This window comes from Roseateles sp. GW821-FHT09G09, from assembly GCF_059415965.1.
The window spans coordinates 380,061-398,667 of record NZ_JBWKOG010000002.1 but is presented as its reverse complement, the minus strand read 5'-3'; the positions used below and the strand labels follow the sequence as shown (position 1 = coordinate 398,667).

18 protein-coding genes are annotated in these 18,607 nt (G+C 67.8%); 12 read left to right on the top strand and 6 right to left on the bottom strand.

Features of this window, described 5'->3' with window-relative positions; all coding sequences use genetic code 11:
• The first annotated feature begins 9 nt into the window (after window positions 1-9).
• The 6 genes from fliM to fliR all read left to right on the top strand — a co-directional run bounded on the left by fliM (window position 10) and on the right by fliR (window position 3,809).
• Window positions 10-1,011 (top strand): flagellar motor switch protein FliM, encoded by a 1,002-nt coding sequence (fliM, locus tag AC07O8_RS06615; RefSeq protein ID WP_067276207.1) that lies wholly within the window; start codon window positions 10-12, stop codon window positions 1,009-1,011.
• Complete coding sequence (gene fliN, locus AC07O8_RS06610; RefSeq protein ID WP_088403384.1) at window positions 1,004-1,444, top strand: flagellar motor switch protein FliN; 441 nt, start codon at window positions 1,004-1,006, stop codon at window positions 1,442-1,444. The genes fliM and fliN overlap by 8 nt, the downstream gene beginning before the upstream one ends.
• A 65-nt stretch (window positions 1,445-1,509) precedes the next feature.
• A complete protein-coding gene (locus AC07O8_RS06605) occupies window positions 1,510-1,875 on the top strand; it encodes a FliO/MopB family protein (RefSeq protein ID WP_495047279.1) in 366 nt (121 codons plus the stop codon).
• A gap of 67 nt (window positions 1,876-1,942) precedes the next feature.
• A complete protein-coding gene (gene fliP / locus AC07O8_RS06600) occupies window positions 1,943-2,701 on the top strand; it encodes a flagellar type III secretion system pore protein FliP (RefSeq protein ID WP_495047612.1) in 759 nt (252 codons plus the stop codon).
• A gap of 51 nt (window positions 2,702-2,752) precedes the next feature.
• Window positions 2,753-3,022, top strand: a complete 270-nt coding sequence (gene fliQ, locus AC07O8_RS06595) for a flagellar biosynthesis protein FliQ (RefSeq protein ID WP_088403381.1) — start codon at window positions 2,753-2,755, stop codon at window positions 3,020-3,022.
• Between the two features lie 22 nt (window positions 3,023-3,044).
• On the top strand, window positions 3,045-3,809 hold the full coding sequence (gene fliR / locus AC07O8_RS06590; RefSeq protein ID WP_495047278.1) for a flagellar biosynthetic protein FliR: 765 nt from the start codon (window positions 3,045-3,047) through the stop codon (window positions 3,807-3,809).
• Window positions 3,810-3,863: 54 nt separating this feature from the next.
• On the opposite strand, the gene AC07O8_RS06585 is transcribed toward fliR, so the two are convergent.
• The 6 genes from AC07O8_RS06585 to AC07O8_RS06560 form a co-directional block, all read right to left on the bottom strand.
• Window positions 3,864-5,180, bottom strand: coding sequence for an ABC transporter permease (locus tag AC07O8_RS06585; protein ID WP_495047277.1), 1,317 nt, complete (start codon window positions 5,178-5,180; stop codon window positions 3,864-3,866).
• Window positions 5,181-5,182: 2 nt separating this feature from the next.
• Window positions 5,183-6,352, bottom strand: coding sequence for an ABC transporter permease (locus tag AC07O8_RS06580; RefSeq protein ID WP_495047276.1), 1,170 nt, complete (start codon window positions 6,350-6,352; stop codon window positions 5,183-5,185).
• Between the two features lie 42 nt (window positions 6,353-6,394).
• On the bottom strand, window positions 6,395-7,105 hold the full coding sequence (locus tag AC07O8_RS06575; protein WP_297531348.1) for an ABC transporter ATP-binding protein: 711 nt from the start codon (window positions 7,103-7,105) through the stop codon (window positions 6,395-6,397).
• Between the two features lie 42 nt (window positions 7,106-7,147).
• Window positions 7,148-8,365 (bottom strand): efflux RND transporter periplasmic adaptor subunit, encoded by a 1,218-nt coding sequence (locus tag AC07O8_RS06570; RefSeq protein WP_495047275.1) that lies wholly within the window; start codon window positions 8,363-8,365, stop codon window positions 7,148-7,150.
• A gap of 162 nt (window positions 8,366-8,527) precedes the next feature.
• Window positions 8,528-9,175, bottom strand: coding sequence for a response regulator (locus tag AC07O8_RS06565; RefSeq protein ID WP_297531346.1), 648 nt, complete (start codon window positions 9,173-9,175; stop codon window positions 8,528-8,530).
• Window positions 9,172-10,332 carry a hybrid sensor histidine kinase/response regulator gene (locus AC07O8_RS06560; protein WP_495047274.1) on the bottom strand — a complete coding sequence of 387 codons (1,161 nt, stop codon included), beginning with the start codon at window positions 10,330-10,332 and terminating at the stop codon, window positions 9,172-9,174. The genes AC07O8_RS06565 and AC07O8_RS06560 overlap by 4 nt, the downstream gene beginning before the upstream one ends.
• 283 nt (window positions 10,333-10,615) lie before the next feature.
• Here AC07O8_RS06560 and AC07O8_RS06555 point away from each other — a divergent pair, with 283 nt between their 5' ends.
• From AC07O8_RS06555 to AC07O8_RS06530, 6 genes are all read left to right on the top strand, one after another.
• On the top strand, window positions 10,616-11,074 hold the full coding sequence (locus AC07O8_RS06555; protein ID WP_495047273.1) for a hypothetical protein: 459 nt from the start codon (window positions 10,616-10,618) through the stop codon (window positions 11,072-11,074).
• A gap of 121 nt (window positions 11,075-11,195) precedes the next feature.
• On the top strand, window positions 11,196-11,558 hold the full coding sequence (locus tag AC07O8_RS06550; protein ID WP_067068294.1) for a response regulator: 363 nt from the start codon (window positions 11,196-11,198) through the stop codon (window positions 11,556-11,558).
• Between the two features lie 19 nt (window positions 11,559-11,577).
• Window positions 11,578-13,716 (top strand): chemotaxis protein CheA, encoded by a 2,139-nt coding sequence (locus tag AC07O8_RS06545; protein WP_495047272.1) that lies wholly within the window; start codon window positions 11,578-11,580, stop codon window positions 13,714-13,716.
• 71 nt (window positions 13,717-13,787) lie between these two features.
• Window positions 13,788-15,719 carry a methyl-accepting chemotaxis protein gene (locus tag AC07O8_RS06540; RefSeq protein ID WP_495047271.1) on the top strand — a complete coding sequence of 644 codons (1,932 nt, stop codon included), beginning with the start codon at window positions 13,788-13,790 and terminating at the stop codon, window positions 15,717-15,719.
• 21 nt (window positions 15,720-15,740) lie between these two features.
• Window positions 15,741-16,286 carry a chemotaxis protein CheW gene (locus AC07O8_RS06535; protein ID WP_297531341.1) on the top strand — a complete coding sequence of 182 codons (546 nt, stop codon included), beginning with the start codon at window positions 15,741-15,743 and terminating at the stop codon, window positions 16,284-16,286.
• 143 nt (window positions 16,287-16,429) lie between these two features.
• Window positions 16,430-18,523, top strand: a complete 2,094-nt coding sequence (locus tag AC07O8_RS06530; RefSeq protein ID WP_495047270.1) for a methyl-accepting chemotaxis protein — start codon at window positions 16,430-16,432, stop codon at window positions 18,521-18,523.
• Window positions 18,524-18,607 lie beyond the last annotated feature (84 nt).

The following is an 18,607-nucleotide window of genomic DNA, read 5'->3' as shown; positions in this document are numbered from 1 at the left end:
GAGCGCACGATGAATCAGCAGATCCTGTCGCAAGACGAAGTCGATGCCCTGCTGCAGGGCATCACCGGCGAGAGCCAGAAGCTCGAGGCCGAAGAGGTCCAGACCGGCGGCATCCGCGAGTACAACCTCGCCAGCCAGGAACGGATCGTCCGTGGGCGCATGCCCACGATGGAGATCATCAACGAACGCTTCGCGCGGAACATCCGCATCGGGCTGTTCAACTTCATCCGCAAGAGCCCGGAAGTCGCCATCGGCGGCATCAAGGTGCAGAAGTACAGCGCCTTCCTGCGCGAGATCGTGGTCCCGACCAACTTCAACATCGTGTCGGTGAAGCCGCTGCGCGGCAGCGGCCTGATCGTGTGCGACCCGACGCTGGTGTTCGCGGTGATCGACTCGCTGTTCGGCGGCATCGGCAAGTTCCACACCCGCATCGAGGGCCGGGACTTCTCCGCCACCGAGCAGCGCGTGATCCTGCGCCTGGTCGAAGTGATCATCCAGGAGTACACCAAGGCGTGGAAGGGCATCTATCCGCTGGAGCTGGAATACCAGCGTTCGGAGATGCAGCCGCAGTTCGCCAACATCGCCACGCCCAGCGAGATCATCGTGTCCACCTCGTTCACGCTGGAAATCGGCGAGACCAGCGGCACCGTGTACTTCTGCATTCCCTACTCCACGCTGGAGCCGATCCGCGACGTGCTGTACAGCACCACGCAGGGCGACTCGAGCGAACCCGACCGCCGCTGGGTCAACCTGCTCAAGCACCAGATCCAGTCGGCCGAGGTCGAACTGGTGGCGGAGCTGGCCAAGGCCCCCGCGACCGTGGAACAGCTGCTGGCCTTCAAGCCGGGCGACTTCATCGAGCTGGACCTGGAGCAGATCATCCAGGCCAAGGTGGACGGCGTGCCGGTGTTCGACTGCCATTACGGCACCTCGAACGGCAAGTATTCGATCAAGATTGAAAAGATGCTGACCGGCCCGGATGCCGGCTGGCTGGGAGCCCGCAATGGCTGACAACACCCCGATGGACGAACAGGACGCGATGGCCGCCGAATGGGCGGCGGCGCTGGCGGAAGCCGGCGGCGGCGGCAGCGAGGTCGCGGCCGAAGTGCAGCAAGTGACCGAACAGGTCGCGCCGGCCGCCTTCACCAACTTCTCGCCGACGCCGGGCAACCTGCCCGGCAGCGACATCAACATGATCCTGGACATCCCGGTCCAGCTCACGGTTGAACTCGGCCGCACCCGCATCCCGATCAAGAACATCCTGCAGCTGGCGCAGGGCTCGGTCGTCGAACTCGACGCGCTGGCCGGCGAGCCGATGGACGTGCTGGTCAACGGCTACCTGATCGCCCAGGGCGAGGTCGTGGTCGTGAACGACAAGTTCGGCATCCGCCTCACCGACATCGTGACGCCGTCCGAACGGATGCGGCGCTTGAGCAAGGCATAACCTGACCCCCGATCAGCCCCACTCCGGTGGGGCTGATGCGTTGCAGGGACGCATAATTCAACGCCATGAACAACAGCCTCGTCCCCCTCCTCTGGTTCCTGGCCATCCTGGCCTTGATCCCGGTCGTGCTGTGGCTGCTCAAACGCACGCCGCTGGGTGGAGGCGCGATGGGCGGACAGCTGCGCACCGTGGCGCAACTGGTGATCGCGCCCAGCCAGCGCATCGTGATCGTCGAGGTCGGCCAGGACGAGGACCGCCAATGGCTGGTGCTCGGCATCACCGGCCAGCAGATCCGCACGCTGCACGTGATGCCGCCGCAAGCCGACGCCGGTGCGGCGCTGCAGGCGGTGCAGCCGTCGTTCTCCTCGATGCTCAAGCGCAGCCTCGGCGGCAGGCACGCCGATGGCCCCGGTTCCAGCACCTCGGCCTGATCGGGAACGGCGCATGACCGCTTCGACCTCCCACGCCCCCGCCTTGCACGAGCCCCGTCGCCAGCGGATGTCGCGGCGCACGCTGGGCATTGCCGGCGCGCTCGCGCTCGGCGGTTTCGGTGCCGCGGCCTGGGCCCAGCAAGGCGGCGCGCCCGCCAGCGTGCCGCTGATCATCGGCCAGGGGGCGGGCGGCAACAGCTACTCGGTGCCGATCCAGACGCTGCTGTTCTTCACCGCGCTGGGCTTCCTGCCGGCGGTGCTGCTGATGATGACCGGCTTCACCCGGATCGTGATCGTGCTGTCGCTGCTGCGCCAGGCGCTGGGCACGCAGGCGGCGCCGCCGAACCAGGTCATCGTCGGCCTGTCGCTGTTCCTGACCTTCTTCGTGATGAGCCCGACGCTCGATCGCGTCTACGCCGAGGCCTACCAGCCCTACCAGGCCGGTCAGATCGGATTCGAAGTCGCGCTCGAGCGCGCGCAGGTGCCGATGCGCGCCTTCATGCTCAAGCAGACGCGTCAATCGGACGTCGCGCTGTTCGCGAAGCTGGCCAAGCTCGAACCCAACGTCGCGCCGGAGAACGTGCCCTTCCGCGTGCTGGTGCCGGCCTTCGTGACCAGCGAACTGAAATCCGCGTTCCAGATCGCCTTCCTCATCTTCATCCCGTTCCTGGTGATCGACATGATCGTCTCCAGCGTGCTGATGAGCCTGGGGATGATGATGCTGTCGCCGGTGCTGGTGTCGCTGCCGTTCAAGCTGATGCTGTTCGTGCTCGCGGACGGCTGGAACCTGCTGCTGGGGTCGCTGGCGGCTTCGTTCGCGCAGTAGCGGCGCGAACGTACCGAAGCGACTCGACATCGCGACTCCAAGGACAAGCTCATGGATGCACAACAGGTCTTCTCGGTCGGCCAGCAAGGGCTGTACGTGCTGCTCATGGTCGCGGCGCCCATCCTGCTGACCGTGCTGGCGGTCGGGGTGCTGGTGTCGGTGTTCCAGGCGGCGACGCAGATCAACGAATCGACGCTGTCGTTCGTGCCCAAGATCGTCGCCGCCGTGCTGGTGCTGGCGGTCGCCGGTCCCTGGATGATCACGACGCTGGTCGAATACATCCAGCGCACGCTGCAGAGCATCCCGCAGGCGCTGGGTTGAGGCGGGGCGGCCCTGGATCCCGATGATCTCCTTCAGCGAAGCACAACTGCTCGCCTGGATCAATCCGATCCTGTGGCCGTTCATCCGCACGCTGGCGCTGTTTGCCGGGATGCCGGTCTTCAGCCAGCGTCAGGTGCCCGCGCGCGTGCGCATCGGACTGGCGTTGTTCATCGCGGTGGCGGCGCAGCCGTCGCTGCCGGCCATGCCGGTGATCCCGCTCGACTCGCTGCCGCAACTGCTCTCCGTGACGGGTCAGCAGTTGCTGATCGGGTTGGCGATGGGCTTCGCGGTCCGGGTCGTGTTCGCCGCGCTCGAATTCGCCGGTGAGCTGATCGGCTTGCAGATGGGGCTGAACTTTGCCGGTTTCTTCGACCCGTCCACCGGCTCGCAAGGCACGTCGACGTCGCGCTTCCTGGGCTCGATGGTGGCCTTCCTGTTCGTCGCGATCAACGGGCACCTGATGCTGATCAACTCGCTGGTCGAGAGCTTCCAGGCCTTCCCGGTCGGCGAGGAACCCTTCCGCTTCCTGCGCGTCGCGCAACCGCAGGTGTGGGGCGCGGAGATCTTCCGCATGGGCCTGTGGATCGCGCTGCCGCTGATCACGATGCTGATGTTCGTGAACCTCGTGCTCGGCATCATCTCGCGCGTGGCGCCGCAGCTGAACGTTTTCTCCGTCGGTTTCCCGCTGACGGTCAGCATCGGCCTGGTGGGCCTGGTCGCGACGCTGCCGCTGATGCATCAGCCGTTCATGATCGCGCTGGAGCGGATGCTGGCGGCGTTCAACTGAGCAGCCGGCGACACGCGCCGGCCGATGCCTCCCGGCACCGGCCGACTGATCCCGTCAGAGCTCGCGCAGCGCCGTGGTGACCGGCAGGCTCGCCGCCCGCACGGCGGGGAACAGGCCGCCGATGAAGCCGATGGCCAGGGCCCACTTCAGCCCCTCCCACAGCAGCTGGCCCGAGACCCGCAGCTCGAAGCTGAGCTTGCCGACGGACCCGGCCGCCATCGTCGACGCCGCGTGCCCGTTGAAGATCAGGTACGCGATCCCGCCGCCGATCATGCCGCCGATCGCGGCCAGCAGCATCGTCTCCAGCATCACCGCGACCACCACCGGCAGTCCCGGGAAGCCGATCGCGCGCAGCGTGGCGATCTCGCGGGCGCGCGTCGCGACGGCCGCGAACATGGTGTTCAGGGCGCCGAACACCGCGCCCACCGCCATGATCGATCCGACCACGATGCCGATGATCCGCAGGATCTTGGTCATCTGCTCCGACTGCTTCGCGAAGAACGCCAGCGTCGTCGTCGCATCGACCTTCAGCTGCGGATTGGCTTCGAGCGCCGCCTTGAAGTCCTTGAAGGCCTTCGCATCGGTCAGCTTCACGGTCACCGAGTTGCGGCTCGCGCCACGTCGGTAGGTCTCGGCGACGACCGGCGCATCGGCCCACAACTCCGATTCCATCGAGTCGCCCGACGCGAACACCCCCGCCACCGTCCACATCTGGCTGCCCAGGCGGATCTGCTTGCCGGGCTCCAGGCCCTCGAACTGACGCGCCGCACCTTGGCCGACGATCAGCTCCTTCAGGCCCGGCTGGAACTTGCGCCCGGCGACGATCCTGACCTGCGGTCGCACCGCGAAGGCCTCGTCGCCGACGCCGCGCATCTGGACGCTGCCCTCCTCGTCCGTCTTCGTGCCCTTGACCGGCAAGTTGGCCGCGACCACCGTCTCGGCCGACAGCAGCGGCTCTCCCTTGGCGGACTTCGCCACGCCGGGCGCCTGACCGATCTGCGTGATGTCGTCGCGCGTCATCACGGACGCCACCTCCGCCGCGGACGCACCGCGCAGCACGATGGCCGTGTCCTCGCTGCCGGACTTGCGCAGCGTCTCGGAGTAGCCCTCGGCCATCGCCAGCAGCGCCACCAGCACGCCGACCACGCCCGCGATGCCCACGACGATCACCGCCGACGAGCCGATCCGCTGCGGCAGCGTGCTCACGCCGACGCCGGTCACCGAGCGCGCCTGCGCGCCGCGCCTCGTCAGGAGCAGCCACAGCACCAGCAGCACCGCCAGGCCGAGCGCGCCGACCCACGGCAGCATCACCCACGCCACCAGCACGAGCACCAGCAGCAGCACCAAGCCCAGGTTCTTCAGGAATTTCATGGTCAGGCCCTCCCCGCCAATGCATCGGTGATGTTGAGCCGCATCGCGTTGAGCGCCGGCAGCGCGCCGACGATCACGCCGAACAGCACCATCAGCCCGACGCCCGTGGCCCAGCTGTTCAAACCGGCCGCCGGCAGGTTCAGCGTGCCGCCGCTGCCCGCGCTGACCGCCGGCCCGATGACGCTCGCCAGCCCGAGTCCGATCACGCCGCCGATGACCAGCAGCAGCACGGACTCCGCCAGCACCATCGCCAGCACGCTGTGGCCGGAGAAGCCGATCGTCTTCAGCACGGCGATCTCGCTGGTGCGCTCGCGCACCGCCTGCATCATCGTGTTGCCCGACAGCAGCAGCAGTGTGAAGAACACCGCGCCCATGATCGAGCTGACGATCAGGCCGATGTCCGCCACCTGCTTCATCCACGAGGCCATCGCCGCCTGCTCGGTCTGGGTGCGGGTCTCATGGTCCGAGTTGGCCGAGATCGCGTCGATCGCCTTGGCCACGCGGTCGGCCTGGTTCGCGTCCGCCACGCGTGTCACGTACCAGCCGACCTGGCCCTGGTTGTACGGCGTCGTGTCGTCGAAGTATTTCCAGTTCAGCAGGAACATCTGGTCGTACCAGCCGCCGGACTTCTTGTCCGCGGCGTGGATCAGGCCGACGATCTCGAACTGCCAGTTCTTGCTGCCGCTGCGATCCGGGAAGATCGTCGACTGCAGCGGGATCTTGTCCCCGACCTTCCAGTTGAAACGCTTGGCCAGGCCCTCGCCGACCAGCGCGCCGATGCGCGTCGACGCGAAGGCCTGCTTGGCCTGGTCGGTGACCACCATCTCCGGATACATGTCGAGGTAGTTCGGCGCGACGGCGAAGCTGAAGACCTGGTTGTGCGGATCCTGGTAGGCACCGCCGAACCAGTTCGCGAAGGTCACGAGCTTGACGCCGTCCACCGACTGGATGCGCTGCGTCAGCGCCATCGGCAGGGTCTGGATGAAGGACAGGCGCGAGCCCGTCTGCAGCCGCGAGGCGCCGTTGGCGGACTGGCCGGCCTGGTCGAAGGACGTGCGGACCGCATCCAGCAATCCGAACAGCAGGAACGCGGTGATGATGGACACCAGCGTGAGCACCGTCCGGAGCTTGCGCCGGAACAGCGCCGCCCAGATGAGGTGAAGGTATTTCATGGCGAGCCCTTTCTAACGGGACTGGACCTGGACGCCGCGGCGTCAGGCGGCCGCGGACACGGTCTGCCCGACCAGGGTGCCCTTGTCCAGGTGCAGCGTCTGGCGCGCTCGCTCGGCGGCCTTGGGATCATGGGTGACCATCACGATGGTCTTGCCGTGGTCCCGGTTGAGCGCCTGCAGCAGGGCCAGCACGTCCTCGGCCGACTGGCGGTCCAGGTCGCCGGTGGGCTCGTCGCAGACCAGCAAGGTCGGATCGGACACGATCGCCCGCGCGATCGACACGCGCTGCTGCTGCCCGCCGGAGAGCTCCGTCGGCTTGTGGCTGGCGCGGTCCGACAGGCCCACCAGCTGCAGCGCGATCGCGGCGCGCTTCTTGCGCTCCGCCGCGGACAGCTTGGTCAGCAGCAGCGGCAACTCCACGTTGCGCTGCGCCGAGAGCGTCGGCATCAGGTTGTAGAACTGGAACACGAAGCCGACCCGGGCCGCGCGCCATTTCGCCAGCGCGGCGGAATTGAGCTGGTCGATGCGCTCGCCGCCGATGGCGATGCTGCCGCCGCTGGGCTGGTCCAGTCCGCCGATCAGGTTCAGCAGCGTGGTCTTGCCGGAGCCCGACGGGCCCATCAGCGCCAGGAACTCGCCCTGCCGCACATCCAGGTCGATGTGGTGCAGCACCTCCACCTTCTGCTTGCCGCGGGTGTAGACCTTGGACAGGTCACGGATCTCGATCAGGTTGCTCACGGTGACTCCTCGCATCAACGGTTCATTCACGGGCCCGGGGCTCGCGGCCCCTGGCGCTCACTCGCCGGCCTTCAGCTTGATCTGGCCGCCGTCCACCAACTGTTCCGGCGGATTCAGGACGACGGGCTCGCCGGCCTTGAGGCCGTCCAGCACCACCGCCTGATCGCCCACCGGCGTCCCCTGCTTCACCTTGCGCGCCGCGGCGTTCTGGCCGACGACGACGAAGACCACCGCCGCGCCGTCCCGGGACGTGACGGCGGATTTCGGCACCAGCACGCCCGGCGGCGGCGCGGTCTTCGCATCCGCCTTGGCGGCCAGGAAGGACACGCGCACGCCCATGTCGGGCACGACGCGCTGGTCCTTCTGCTCCAGCGCCACACGCACCTTGACCGTCGCCTTGCCGCGGTCGGCCGCCGGCACCACCGCGATCACGTGCGCGGGGATGCGCCAGTCGGGATAGGCGTCCAGCACCGCTTCGGCCGGCATGTCGCCCTTGACCTGGCCGATGTAGGCCTCGTTGACATCGACATCCACTTCCAGCGATTCCATGTCGACGATGGTGCCGACACCGGTGCGGGTGAAGCCGCCGCCCGCGGACAGCGGCGAGACGATCTCGCCGACCTGGGCCGCCTTGGCGGTGATGACGCCGGCAAACGGCGCCTTGACCACCGTGTAGTCGAAGTTGACCTGCGCCTGCGTGGCCTGCGCCATCGCGGCCTCGGCCTCGCGGCGACGTGCTTCCAGCTGGGCGGCGGTGGTCGTCACCGCGGTGCGGGCCTGTTCCGCGGCCTGCTTCGTGGACATGCCGCTCGCGGCCAGTTCATCCTGGCGCCTCAGGTCGGACTGGGCCTGCGCCAGCTGGGCGCGCGTCGCGTCGATGTTGGCCTGGGCGCTCTTGACGTTGGCGCGCGCCATGTCGAGCGCCGCGCGCAGAGCGTGATCCTCGAGCCTGGCCAAGACCTGACCCTTGGCGATCCGGTCGCCTTCCTCGAAGAGCACCTCGGTCAGGGTCCCCGTGATCTGCGTCGAGACCGTGGCCGAGCGGCGCGCGGTCACATACCCGGTGGCCTGCAGCACCGCGCCGCCCCCGGCGCCTCCCCGCGGCAGCGCGTTGGTGGTCGCCACCTCCGGCACCTGCGACTGGGTCCACCACCACCAGCCGCCGCCGGCCAGCAGCCCGAGGACCACCAGCACCCCCAGCAGCACCCAGACCCAGGTCGGCGGTCCGCCGCCATGGTCGTCGCGCTCGTTCCCCTGGATGCGCAGCTCTTTCAACAGTGCGGTATCGATGACGGCCCCCTGTGTGTCAGTACGGGGCGCATTCTCCGAGGCGCCCCCTCCTCGTCAATGCTGACTTGCGATGAATGGCGGCTGGCTGGCGTGAACGTCCCCGGATGACGACGAACGGGGATGGCGGATTTCGACCGGGCCGTGGACTCAGCTCTCGACCAGGCCGTTGCGGATGGCGTAGACCGTCAGTTCGGAGTTGTTGGACAACGCCAGCTTCTCCAGCACCCGTGCGCGGTACACGCTCACCGTCTTCGGGCTGAGCATCAACTCTTCGGCGATGTCGGACAGGCGCTTGCCGGACGCGATCATCACCAAGGTCTGCAACTCGCGGTCGGACAGCTTCTGGTGCGCCTGCTCCGGCGCCGGCGCGGTCAGGCTTTCGACCAGCATCTGCGCGATCTCGGGGGTCACGTACTTGCGGCCCTGCGCCACCGTGCGCACCGCCTGCACCAGCAGTTGCGGATCGCCGCCCTTGTTCACGTAACCGAAAGCCCCGGCGCGCAGCGCGCGGATCGCGTACTGGTCCTCCGGGTACATCGACACGATGAGCACCCGCGTCGTCGTACCCTCGTCCTTGAGCACGTGCAGCACGTCCAGCCCGCTGCGGCCGGGCATGTTGATGTCGAGCACCAGCACGTCGCACTGCTTGTCGGCCGCCAAGGTGCGCATCAGGCTGCGCAGCTCGCCGTAGTCGCCGGCCTCGCCGACCACCTCGATGTCGGGCGCGTCGGACAGGGTGTCGCGGATCCCCCGGCGGATCAGCGCGTGGTCGTCGCAGAGGATGACTTTGATCATAGGGCGCCCCACGAAGAGGGGTCATGCCCCGCACCGGCCGGGATCGGATCCCCGTCGTCGTCCACGTCGAAGTCGCCGAACACGCCGCGCAACGGCACCGACAGGATCAGCGCCGTGCCCTGCAGGCCGCTGCTGAGGTCGACCCAGCCTCCCACCGTCGCCGCCCGCTCCCGCAGCCCTCGGATCCCGAAGCTGCGCGCCTTGCTCAGATCGCCCGGCGCGACGCCGTGACCGTTGTCCTTGATCTCCAGCGTCAGCACGCCGCCCTCCATGCTCAACTCCACGTCGACCTTGGTCGCCCCGGCATGCTTGGACACATTGGTCAGCGCCTCCTGCGCGCAGCGGTAGGCCACCAGCGGCACGCCCGCCGGCAGCTGGAACTGCTCGCCGACATGTCTCACCGCGGTGGCGATGCCGGTCCGGCGTTCGAAACGCGCGGCCAGCCACTGCACTGCTGCCAGCAATCCCTGTTCCAGGATGGCCGGCCGCAGGTTGTGCATGATGCGCTGGCTCGATTCAATGGCGCTGGTGACGGTTTCCAGCGCCGATTGCACGCGCTGCTGGACGTCCTCGTCCCTGCTGTGCCGGGCAATCCAGGCCAGGTCGAACTTCAGCGCCGTCAGCGAACCGCCGACGTCGTCATGGATCTCACGGGCGATCGCCGCGCGTTCCATCTCGACACTGGTCTGCAGGTGCCCCGCCAGTTCGTGCAGCTGCTGCTTGGACTTGAGCAGTTCACGGTCCGCCTCCTGGCGCGCCAGTTGGGCCTCGCAGGACTCGATCGCATGCAACAGCGCCGGCGCCAGCCGCGCCAGATTGTTCTTGAGCAGGTAGTCCGACGCCCCGGTGCGCATGGCCGCCACCGCCGTGTCCTCGCCGATCTCGCCCGATACCAGCACGAATGGCAGCACCAGGTGCCGCTGCTTGAGCATGTCCAGCACGACCAGGCCCGAAAACCCCGGCAGGTTGTAATCGGAAATCACCGCATCCCAGGTCCGGTCGAGGGCCGCCTCGATATCGGGCAGCGTGTCCAGCCGCGTGATCTCGAATCGCAATCCGGCCCGTTGCAACTGGGCCAGGATCAGTTGGTGATCCAGGTCGGAATCCTCGATATGAAGCAGGCGCAGGGAGCGCTCGGCCAGGGGGAGAGTCGGCATGGCCGGGAGTATGCCAAGTTTGTCGCGCATCCCTCATCTATGCCATCGAGCCCCCCGCTTTATTCATCTGGAAACCGTAGAGTCTTGGGTTTACCCTTATCGAGATTTGTCACGGTCTCGTCGATGAACTTCCGATCTGAGCTATTGGGACGACTTTGCACGGTTAGTCCCGTCGACAGATGCGTGGCAAAAGCCGAAGATTCTTGCCAGCCGACAAGTCCGGGCGCATGTTTGAGTTGGGCAGACATGAAGACGCACCAGGACACCCCTATGTGGAGCCAAGATGCAAATCGATGAGACGTCGGTCGAGCCGGAAGGCACAGGACTGATGCCGCTGCTCGCCGCTGCCGAGCTGCAGGACCATCTGATGACGGTCAACAACGATCTCGAGCGCCTGCAGCGCCTGCTCGACGACGCCTGCGAGGCGTTGTCGACGCATTTCTTCGGCGCGTCCGGCCTGGTGGACCAGATGCGCGAACGCCTGCCGGAAGCCAGGGACCAGGATGCGCTGCAGCAGTTGATGCTGCATCTGGCCGGGGCGATCACCGCGCTGCAGTTCCAGGACATGTCGACGCAGTTGATCGCGCACACCAGCCAACGGCTGCGCAACTGCTCGGACCAGCTCGCCCGGGACACCTTCGGGGACGACGAGGACGGCCTGGCCGTCGTCGAGACCGCCCCGCTGCGCCCCAATCCCGTCACGCAGGACGAGATGGACGCCGGCTCGGTCGAACTGTTCTGAATGTTCCATCGATCCGTCCGTTAGGTCACGAAATCACCGGGCACCGTCACCAGACCGCCCTCAAGGTCCTCAAGAATCTTCAGGTCCACCCGAAAACCGCTTGTCATCCGGAGAACTCAAAATGCCCTCGATCCTCGCCGTAGACGATTCGGCCTCCATGCGCCAGATGGTCTCGTTCACCCTCAAGAATGCGGGTTTCAACGTCGTGGAGGCGGTGGACGGGCAAGATGCTTGGGAGAAGTCGTCGCAACGCGATTTCGACCTGGTGCTGACCGACCAGAACATGCCCCGGATGGACGGCATCAGCCTGACCAAGAAGCTGCGCGACAACCCCAAGTTCAAGACCACGCCGATCCTGATCCTGACCACCGAGTCCAGCGATCAGATGAAGCAGGCGGGCCGCGCAGCGGGCGCCACCGGATGGCTGGTGAAGCCTTTCGACCCGGCCAAGCTGATCGAGGTGATCGGCAAGGTGATCCGCTGAAGGCAAGCTGGAGAGATTCATGGGAGATATGACCTCCGAGGGCGCCAACCTGGGCGCAGGCATCGACCTGAGCCAGTTCTACCAGGTCTTCTTCGAGGAAGCCGGGGAGAACCTCGACAACATGGAACAGCTGCTGCTGAACCTGGACATCGAGAATCCGGACGACGAGCAGATGAACGCCATCTTCCGCTGTGCCCACTCGATCAAGGGTGGCGCGGCGACGTTCGGCTTCAACGACGTGGCCGAGCTGACGCACCAGATGGAAACGCTGCTAGACAAGCTGCGTCGCCATGAACTGGCGCCGACCTCGCCGATGGTGGACGTGCTGCTGCAGTCCGGCGACGCGCTGAAGGCGCAACTGGCCCGGCATCAGGGCTCGGGCGCCGACGCGGTGGACACGTCCGCCCTGCTGAGCAGCATCCGCACGCTGGTGGAAGGCGGCACGCTGGACGGCGTCCGCGCGCCTGCACCCGCCGCCGCCGCGCCGGCCCCCGCGCCGAAGGCGGCTGCACCGGCCGCCGCGCCGATCAAGTCGACCGTGCGCCAGCTCGAACTGCTGGTCGGTCCGCTGAGCGACGCCGCGCAGGCCGACAACCTCGTTGAGCTGTTCAAGGAAATCACCGACCTCGGCACGATCGAGCCGCTGGACGGCGGCATCTCCGCCGACGGCATGCGCCGCTTCAAGGTGCTGACGAGCAGCACCGACAACGATCTGCTGGACCTGTTCACCTTCCACGTCTCGCGCGAGCAGGTCAAGCTGCTGCCGCTGAGCGAAGGTTTCGGCTTCCATGAAGGCGCCCCCGGCGCTCCGGTGGAAACCAAGAAGGACGAGGACCCCGGCTACGGCTTCTTCGACGACGCCCCCGGCGTGCCCGAAGCGACCGCCGCCGAAGCCAAGGCCGAAGCGCCCAAGGCCAGCGTGCCGGTGCCCGCCGCCAAGCCGGCCGCGCCCGCGCGCACCGAGGTCGCCCCTCGCGCCGGCGGCGCGAGCCCGGACCAGTCCACGCTGCGCGTGTCCGTCGAGAAGGTCGACCAGCTGATCAACCTGGTCGGCGAGCTCGTCATCACGCAGGCCATGCTGGCGCAGAACAGCCGCAACCTGGATCCTGGCCTGTACCAGCAGTTGGCGTCCGGCCTGGCCGACCTGGAGCGCAACACGCGCGACCTCCAGGAATCGGTCATGTCGATCCGCATGATTCCGATGTCGGTGGTGTTCAACCGCTTTCCGCGCATGCTGCGCGACCTCGCGGCCAAGCTCGGCAAGAAGGTCGAGCTGGTCACGCAGGGTGAGGCCACCGAACTGGACAAGGGCCTGGTCGAGAAGATCACCGACCCGCTGACCCACCTGGTGCGCAACAGCTGCGACCACGGCATCGAGTCGCCCGCCGATCGGGTCGCCAAGGGCAAGCCCGAGCAGGGCACCATCACGCTGGTCGCCTCGCACCAGGGCGGCTCCATCGTCATCGAAGTGCGCGACGACGGCCGCGGCCTGAACCGCGAGAAGCTGATCCGCAAGGCGCGTGAAAAGGGCATCGACGCGCCCGACACCATGACCGACCAGGAAGTCTGGGGCCTGATCTTCGCGCCGGGCTTCTCGACCGCGGACCAGGTCACCGACGTTTCCGGCCGCGGCGTCGGCATGGACGTGGTGAAGAAGAACATCACGTCGCTGGGCGGCACGGTGGAGATCGACTCCGCCGAAGGCTACGGGATGAAGGTCTCGGTCCGCCTGCCGCTGACGCTGGCCATCATGGATGGCATGAGCGTGGGCGTCGGCGAAGAGGTGTACATCCTCCCGCTGTCGTCGGTGGTCGAATCCTTCCAGGTCCAGTCCGACACCATCAAGACCGTCGGCGGTTCGGGCCGCGTGGTCGAGGTCCGCGACGAGTACATGCCCGTGGTCGAGCTCGAGCAGGTCTTCAACGTGCCCCGCTTCGACTTCGAGCACGTCAGCTCGATCATGGTCGTCGTCGAGGCCGAGGGCGGCAGAGTCGCCATGCTCGTGGACGAGCTGCTCGGCCAGCAGCAGGTCGTGGTCAAGAACCTGGAGGCGAACTACCGCAAGGTGACCGACGTCTCGGGCGCGACCATCATGGGCGACGGCCGCGTGGCGCTGATCCTGGACGTGGGCAGCCTGGTGCGGCGATCGCGTCATTGAGCGACCCGCGCATTTCTGAATCAGGGAGGACGTCGGCTGCCAGGCCGATGTCCAACGCATAAGAGGTAGACATGAATTTCAGCGCGTTGATGCGTCAATTCAGCATCCGGACCCGCATGATCGGCGCGATCGGCATCGTGCTGGCGCTGCTGATGGTGGTCGGCAGCGTCGGCCTGTTCGGGATGCAGTCGATGCGCGGCCAGACGCAGGAGTTTCTCCAGAAGTCCACCGCGCGCGGCAACCTGATCGGTGATCTCACGGGCACGATGGGCAAGCTCCGTGTCCATGAGAAGGACATGATCATCAACTACGAGAAGCCCGAGGTGGTGAAGGATCGCCACGCCAAGTGGGATGCCGCCCGCAAGAAGGCTTCGGAACAACTGGCCGAACTCTCCAAGCTCAGCGGGGCCGACGACCAGGACGCGATCAAGAAGCTGCAGACCGCGCTCGAAACCTACGCCGCGAAGTCCGCGAACGTGGTGACGCAGCTGGAAGCCGGCGCCTACGACCACGCCGCGGTCGCCGACCGTCTCCTGCAGCCGGCCAAGGACCAGGTGGTCGAGGCCGAGAAGCAGCTCGACGAACTGGGCAAGCGCCTGGAAGCCGAGTCGGAGACGATGCGCCAGGGCATGGAAAGCACGCAAGGCGGCGTGCTGTGGACCTTCGGCCTGGTGCTGGTGTTCGCCGCGATCGTCGTGGTGCCGCTGACGCTGCTGAACATGCGGACGATCTGCGCCCCGCTGGCCGACGCCGAGGCCCTGGCCGCCGCGATCGCCGAAGGCGACCTGTCGCGCCCGATGAAGCCGGTCGAAGGCGTCGACGAGGCGTCCAAGCTGATGCGCTCGCTGCACCACATGCAGGAAGCGCTGCAGTCGATGGTCGTCCAGCTGCGCACGGCCGCCGATTCGATCCGTACCGCGTCGGTCGAGATCGCCACCGGCAACCAGGACCTGTCCAGCCGTACCGAGCAGACCGCGTCCAACCTGCAGGAAGCCGCGTCTTCGCTGGTGCAGCTGACCGGCACGGTCAAGCAGACCGCCGACTCGGCACGCACCGCGAACCAGCTGGCCTCCTCCGCGTCCGGCGCGGCGGCCAAGGGCGGCGACGTGGTGAGCCAGGTCGTCTCGACGATGGACGAGATCAACGCCAGCTCCAAGCGCATCAGCGACATCATCGGCACGATCGACGGCATCGCTTTCCAGACCAACATCCTGGCGCTGAACGCGGCCGTGGAAGCGGCGCGCGCCGGCGAACAGGGCCGCGGTTTCGCGGTCGTGGCCGGCGAGGTCCGCTCGCTGGCACAGCGCAGCGCCGAGGCCGCCCGCGAGATCAAGACCCTGATCGGCGCCAGCGTCGAGCGCGTCGAGACCGGCTCGCGTCTGGTCCAGGAAGCCGGCAGCACGATGAGCGACATCGTCTCCAGCGTGCAGCGCGTGACGGACATCATCGGCGAGATCACCGCCGCGTCCAGCGAGCAGAGCGACGGCATCAGCCAGGTCAACCAGGGCGTCAGCAACCTGGACCAGATGACGCAGCAGAACGCCGCGCTGGTCGAGCAGTCCGCCGCCGCCGCGGAAAGCCTGAAGGACCAGGCCGAGCGCCTGGGCGGCGTGGTCGACCGCTTCCGCGTGTCGGGCCATGCGCCGGCGCTGTCGGCGACCGCGTTCACGGCCAAGTCCGGTGGCATCGAGTCAAAGCCGGCGGCGGCTTCGAGCACGGCGCCGACCGCTCCTCGCGCGGCGACGTCCACGGCCACGGCGACGTCGATGTCCCCGGTCAAGCCGGCGGCCAGGCCCGCTGCCGCGAAGGCCACGCCGGCAAAGTCGGCAGCGCTCGGAAAGCCGGCCTCCGCGACCGCCGCCAAGTCCACCACCACCACGACGGCGGCCAAGCCGGCTGTCGCCAAGCCCGCGACCTCGCCCAAGGCCGCGCCCGCACCGTTCACTCCCAAGCCGTCAGCACCGGCCACCACCGCCGACGACGGCGACTGGGAAACCTTCTAATCAGCCGCACGAGGTCAACACATGGAAATCGTCCAACAAACCGGCACGCAAGTCGTGCAAGCGAACTCCGGCGCGCTGGTACCGCAAGGCGCCGCGAACGCCGCGCCCGCCAGCGGCGAATACCTGACCTTCCGCCTGGGTCAGGAGGAATACGGCATCGACATCCTGAAGGTCCAGGAGATCCGTTCCTACGAGCAGCCGACCCGCATCGCCAACGCGCCCGACTTCATCAAGGGCGTGGTGAACCTGCGCGGCGTGATCGTCCCGATCGTCGACCTGCGCCTGAAGCTGGGCTGCGCGACGGCCGAATACAACAGCTTCACCGTCGTGATCGTGCTGAACGTCAAGAACCGCGTCGTCGGCGCGGTGGTGGACTCGGTGTCCGACGTGCTGGAGCTGAACCGCGACGTCATCCGCCCGGCGCCGGAACTCAGCGCCAGCACCGTCAACACCAGCTTCATCATGGGCATCGGCGCCGTCGCCGAGCGCATGCTGATCCTGATCGACATCGAGGGCCTGATGTCCAGCGCGGACATGGGACTGATGGACGCGGTCACGATGGCCTGACCGAACGACAAGACGCCCGGCCGCCCGGGCGTTTTTTTGATCGGTGCGCGCCGTGACGGCGCGTGAAGAGAGAGCGTGGTACGTGGGGGGACGGCGCCAGAGAGCGTAATGCCCGGCGCCGGCAGCAGCCAAGGAGCCCGTTCATGTTCGACTCGATCAAGACCCGGCTGATCGCGCTGGGCGTCGGCATCGTCGCCCTGACCTTGCTGGCGATCACCGTCGCCAACTATGTGACCGTGCGGGGCCATACCCGTCAGCAGGTCTCCCAATCCCTGGACGAACTGGCCGCGGCGCGCTCCGACGCGATCCGCCAGTGGGTCCGGTCGCAGCGCGACATCGTCGCCTCCCTGCAGCCGGCCGTCGCGGCGGCCGATCCGGTGCCGCTGCTGCAGCAGGCGGCGAAGTCGGGGCGGCTCGAGGCCGCCTACGTCGGCTTCGCCGACAAGAAGATCGTCTTCAACACCCCGCAGAACCTGCCGGCCGACTACGACCCGACCGGGCGCCCCTGGTACACCGGCGCGGCCTCCGCGTCAGGCATCGTGCTGACGGCGCCCTACATGGACGCCTCCAAGGGCCGGCTCGTGGTGACCTTCGCCGCGGCGGACAAGAGCGGGGGCGGCACCAAGGCCGTCATCGCCACCGACGTGTTCCTGGACGACGTGGTCGCGACGGTCCAGGCGATCAAGCCCACGCCCGGCGGCTTTGCGTTCCTGATGTCCAAGGACGGGAAGATCGTCGCGCATCCCGACGCGAAACTGGTGTTGAAGGGCGCCACCGCCATCTCCGAGCAGTTGACGCCGCAGGCGCTGGCGACGGCGCTGGATCCGGCCGCGGGATGGGTGGAGGCGTCGGTCGGCGGCGACACCTTCCTGGTCAGCGGCACGCCGATCGCGGACAGCGACTGGCAGCTCTTCGTCGCGGCGAAGAAGGACGAGGCCCTGGCCTCCCTGAGCGCGCTGCTGCGCACCGCCGTGATCACCGCGCTGATCATGATGGCGATCGCGGCGCTGGCGATGACCGGCACGATCAGCGCGATGCTGCGCGGCGTGGACCGCGTGCGCGCCGCGCTCGACGACATCAGCGCCGGCGACGGCGACCTGACGCAGCGCCTGCCCGCGGGCGGACGCGACGAGGTCGGCCGGATCGCGTCCTCGTTCAACCTGTTCGCCGAGAAGATCCAGCGCATCCTGATGGACGTGCGGTCGGCGAGCAACTCCATCACGACCGCCTCCAGCGAGATCGCGATCGGCTCGCAGGACCTGTCGCAACGCACGGAGGAGACAGCATCCAACCTGCAGCAGGCGGCGTCCTCGATGGAAGAGCTGACCGCGACGGTGCGCCAGACCGCCGATGCGGCGCAGACGGCCAACCAGTTGGCGTCGAGCGCGTCCAGCGCGGCGGCGCGCGGCGGCGAGGTCGTCGGCCAGGTGGTCTCGACGATGGACGAGATCAACGCCAGCTCCAAGAAGATCAACGACATCATCGGCACGATCGACGGGATCGCCTTCCAGACCAACATCCTGGCGCTGAATGCGGCGGTGGAGGCCGCGCGCGCCGGCGAGCAGGGCCGCGGCTTCGCGGTCGTCGCGAGCGAGGTGCGCTCGCTGGCCCAGCGCAGCGCCGAGGCGGCCAAGGAGATCAAGACACTGATCGGCGCGAGCGTGACCAGCGTCGAGGCCGGCTCGCGGCTGGTGCGGGCGGCGGGCGAGTCGATGAACGACATCGTCGGCAGCGTGCAGCGGGTGACCGACATCATCGGCGAGATCACCGCCGCGTCGACCGAGCAGAGCAGCGGCATCGCGCAGGTCAACGATGCCGTCGTCCAGTTGGACCGGATGACGCAGCAGAACGCGGCGCTGGTCGAGGAGTCCGCCGCCGCCGCGGAGAGCCTGAAGGACCAGGCCCACCGGCTGACCGAGATCGTGTCGGTCTTCCGGCTGGGTGCGGAAGGCATGGCGTCGGTCGCCCCGACGGCGAAGCCGCCCAAGGCGGCGATCGCCGCCCCGTCGTTCCCATCGTCGAAGGCACCGTCCTCCAGTCCGCCGGCCGCCTTGACGAAGCCGCCGATGACGAAGCCGGCGGCCAAGGGCGCCCCCAGGTCCCCCGCTGCCCCGACGCCGACGGCGCCCAAGCCCCGGCCGACGCCATCGCCGAAGCCCACGACCGCGGGGGCAGTCGCCCCGCCGCTGACGCGGCCGGCGCCGGCGGCCGACGACGGCGACTGGGAGACGTTCTGAGGCAGAGAATGCAGGTCTCGTGCACGGCGGGTCCGGCTTGATAGCCGGGACGCCGCCCCCACGATAGAAACCTCCCGCGCATCC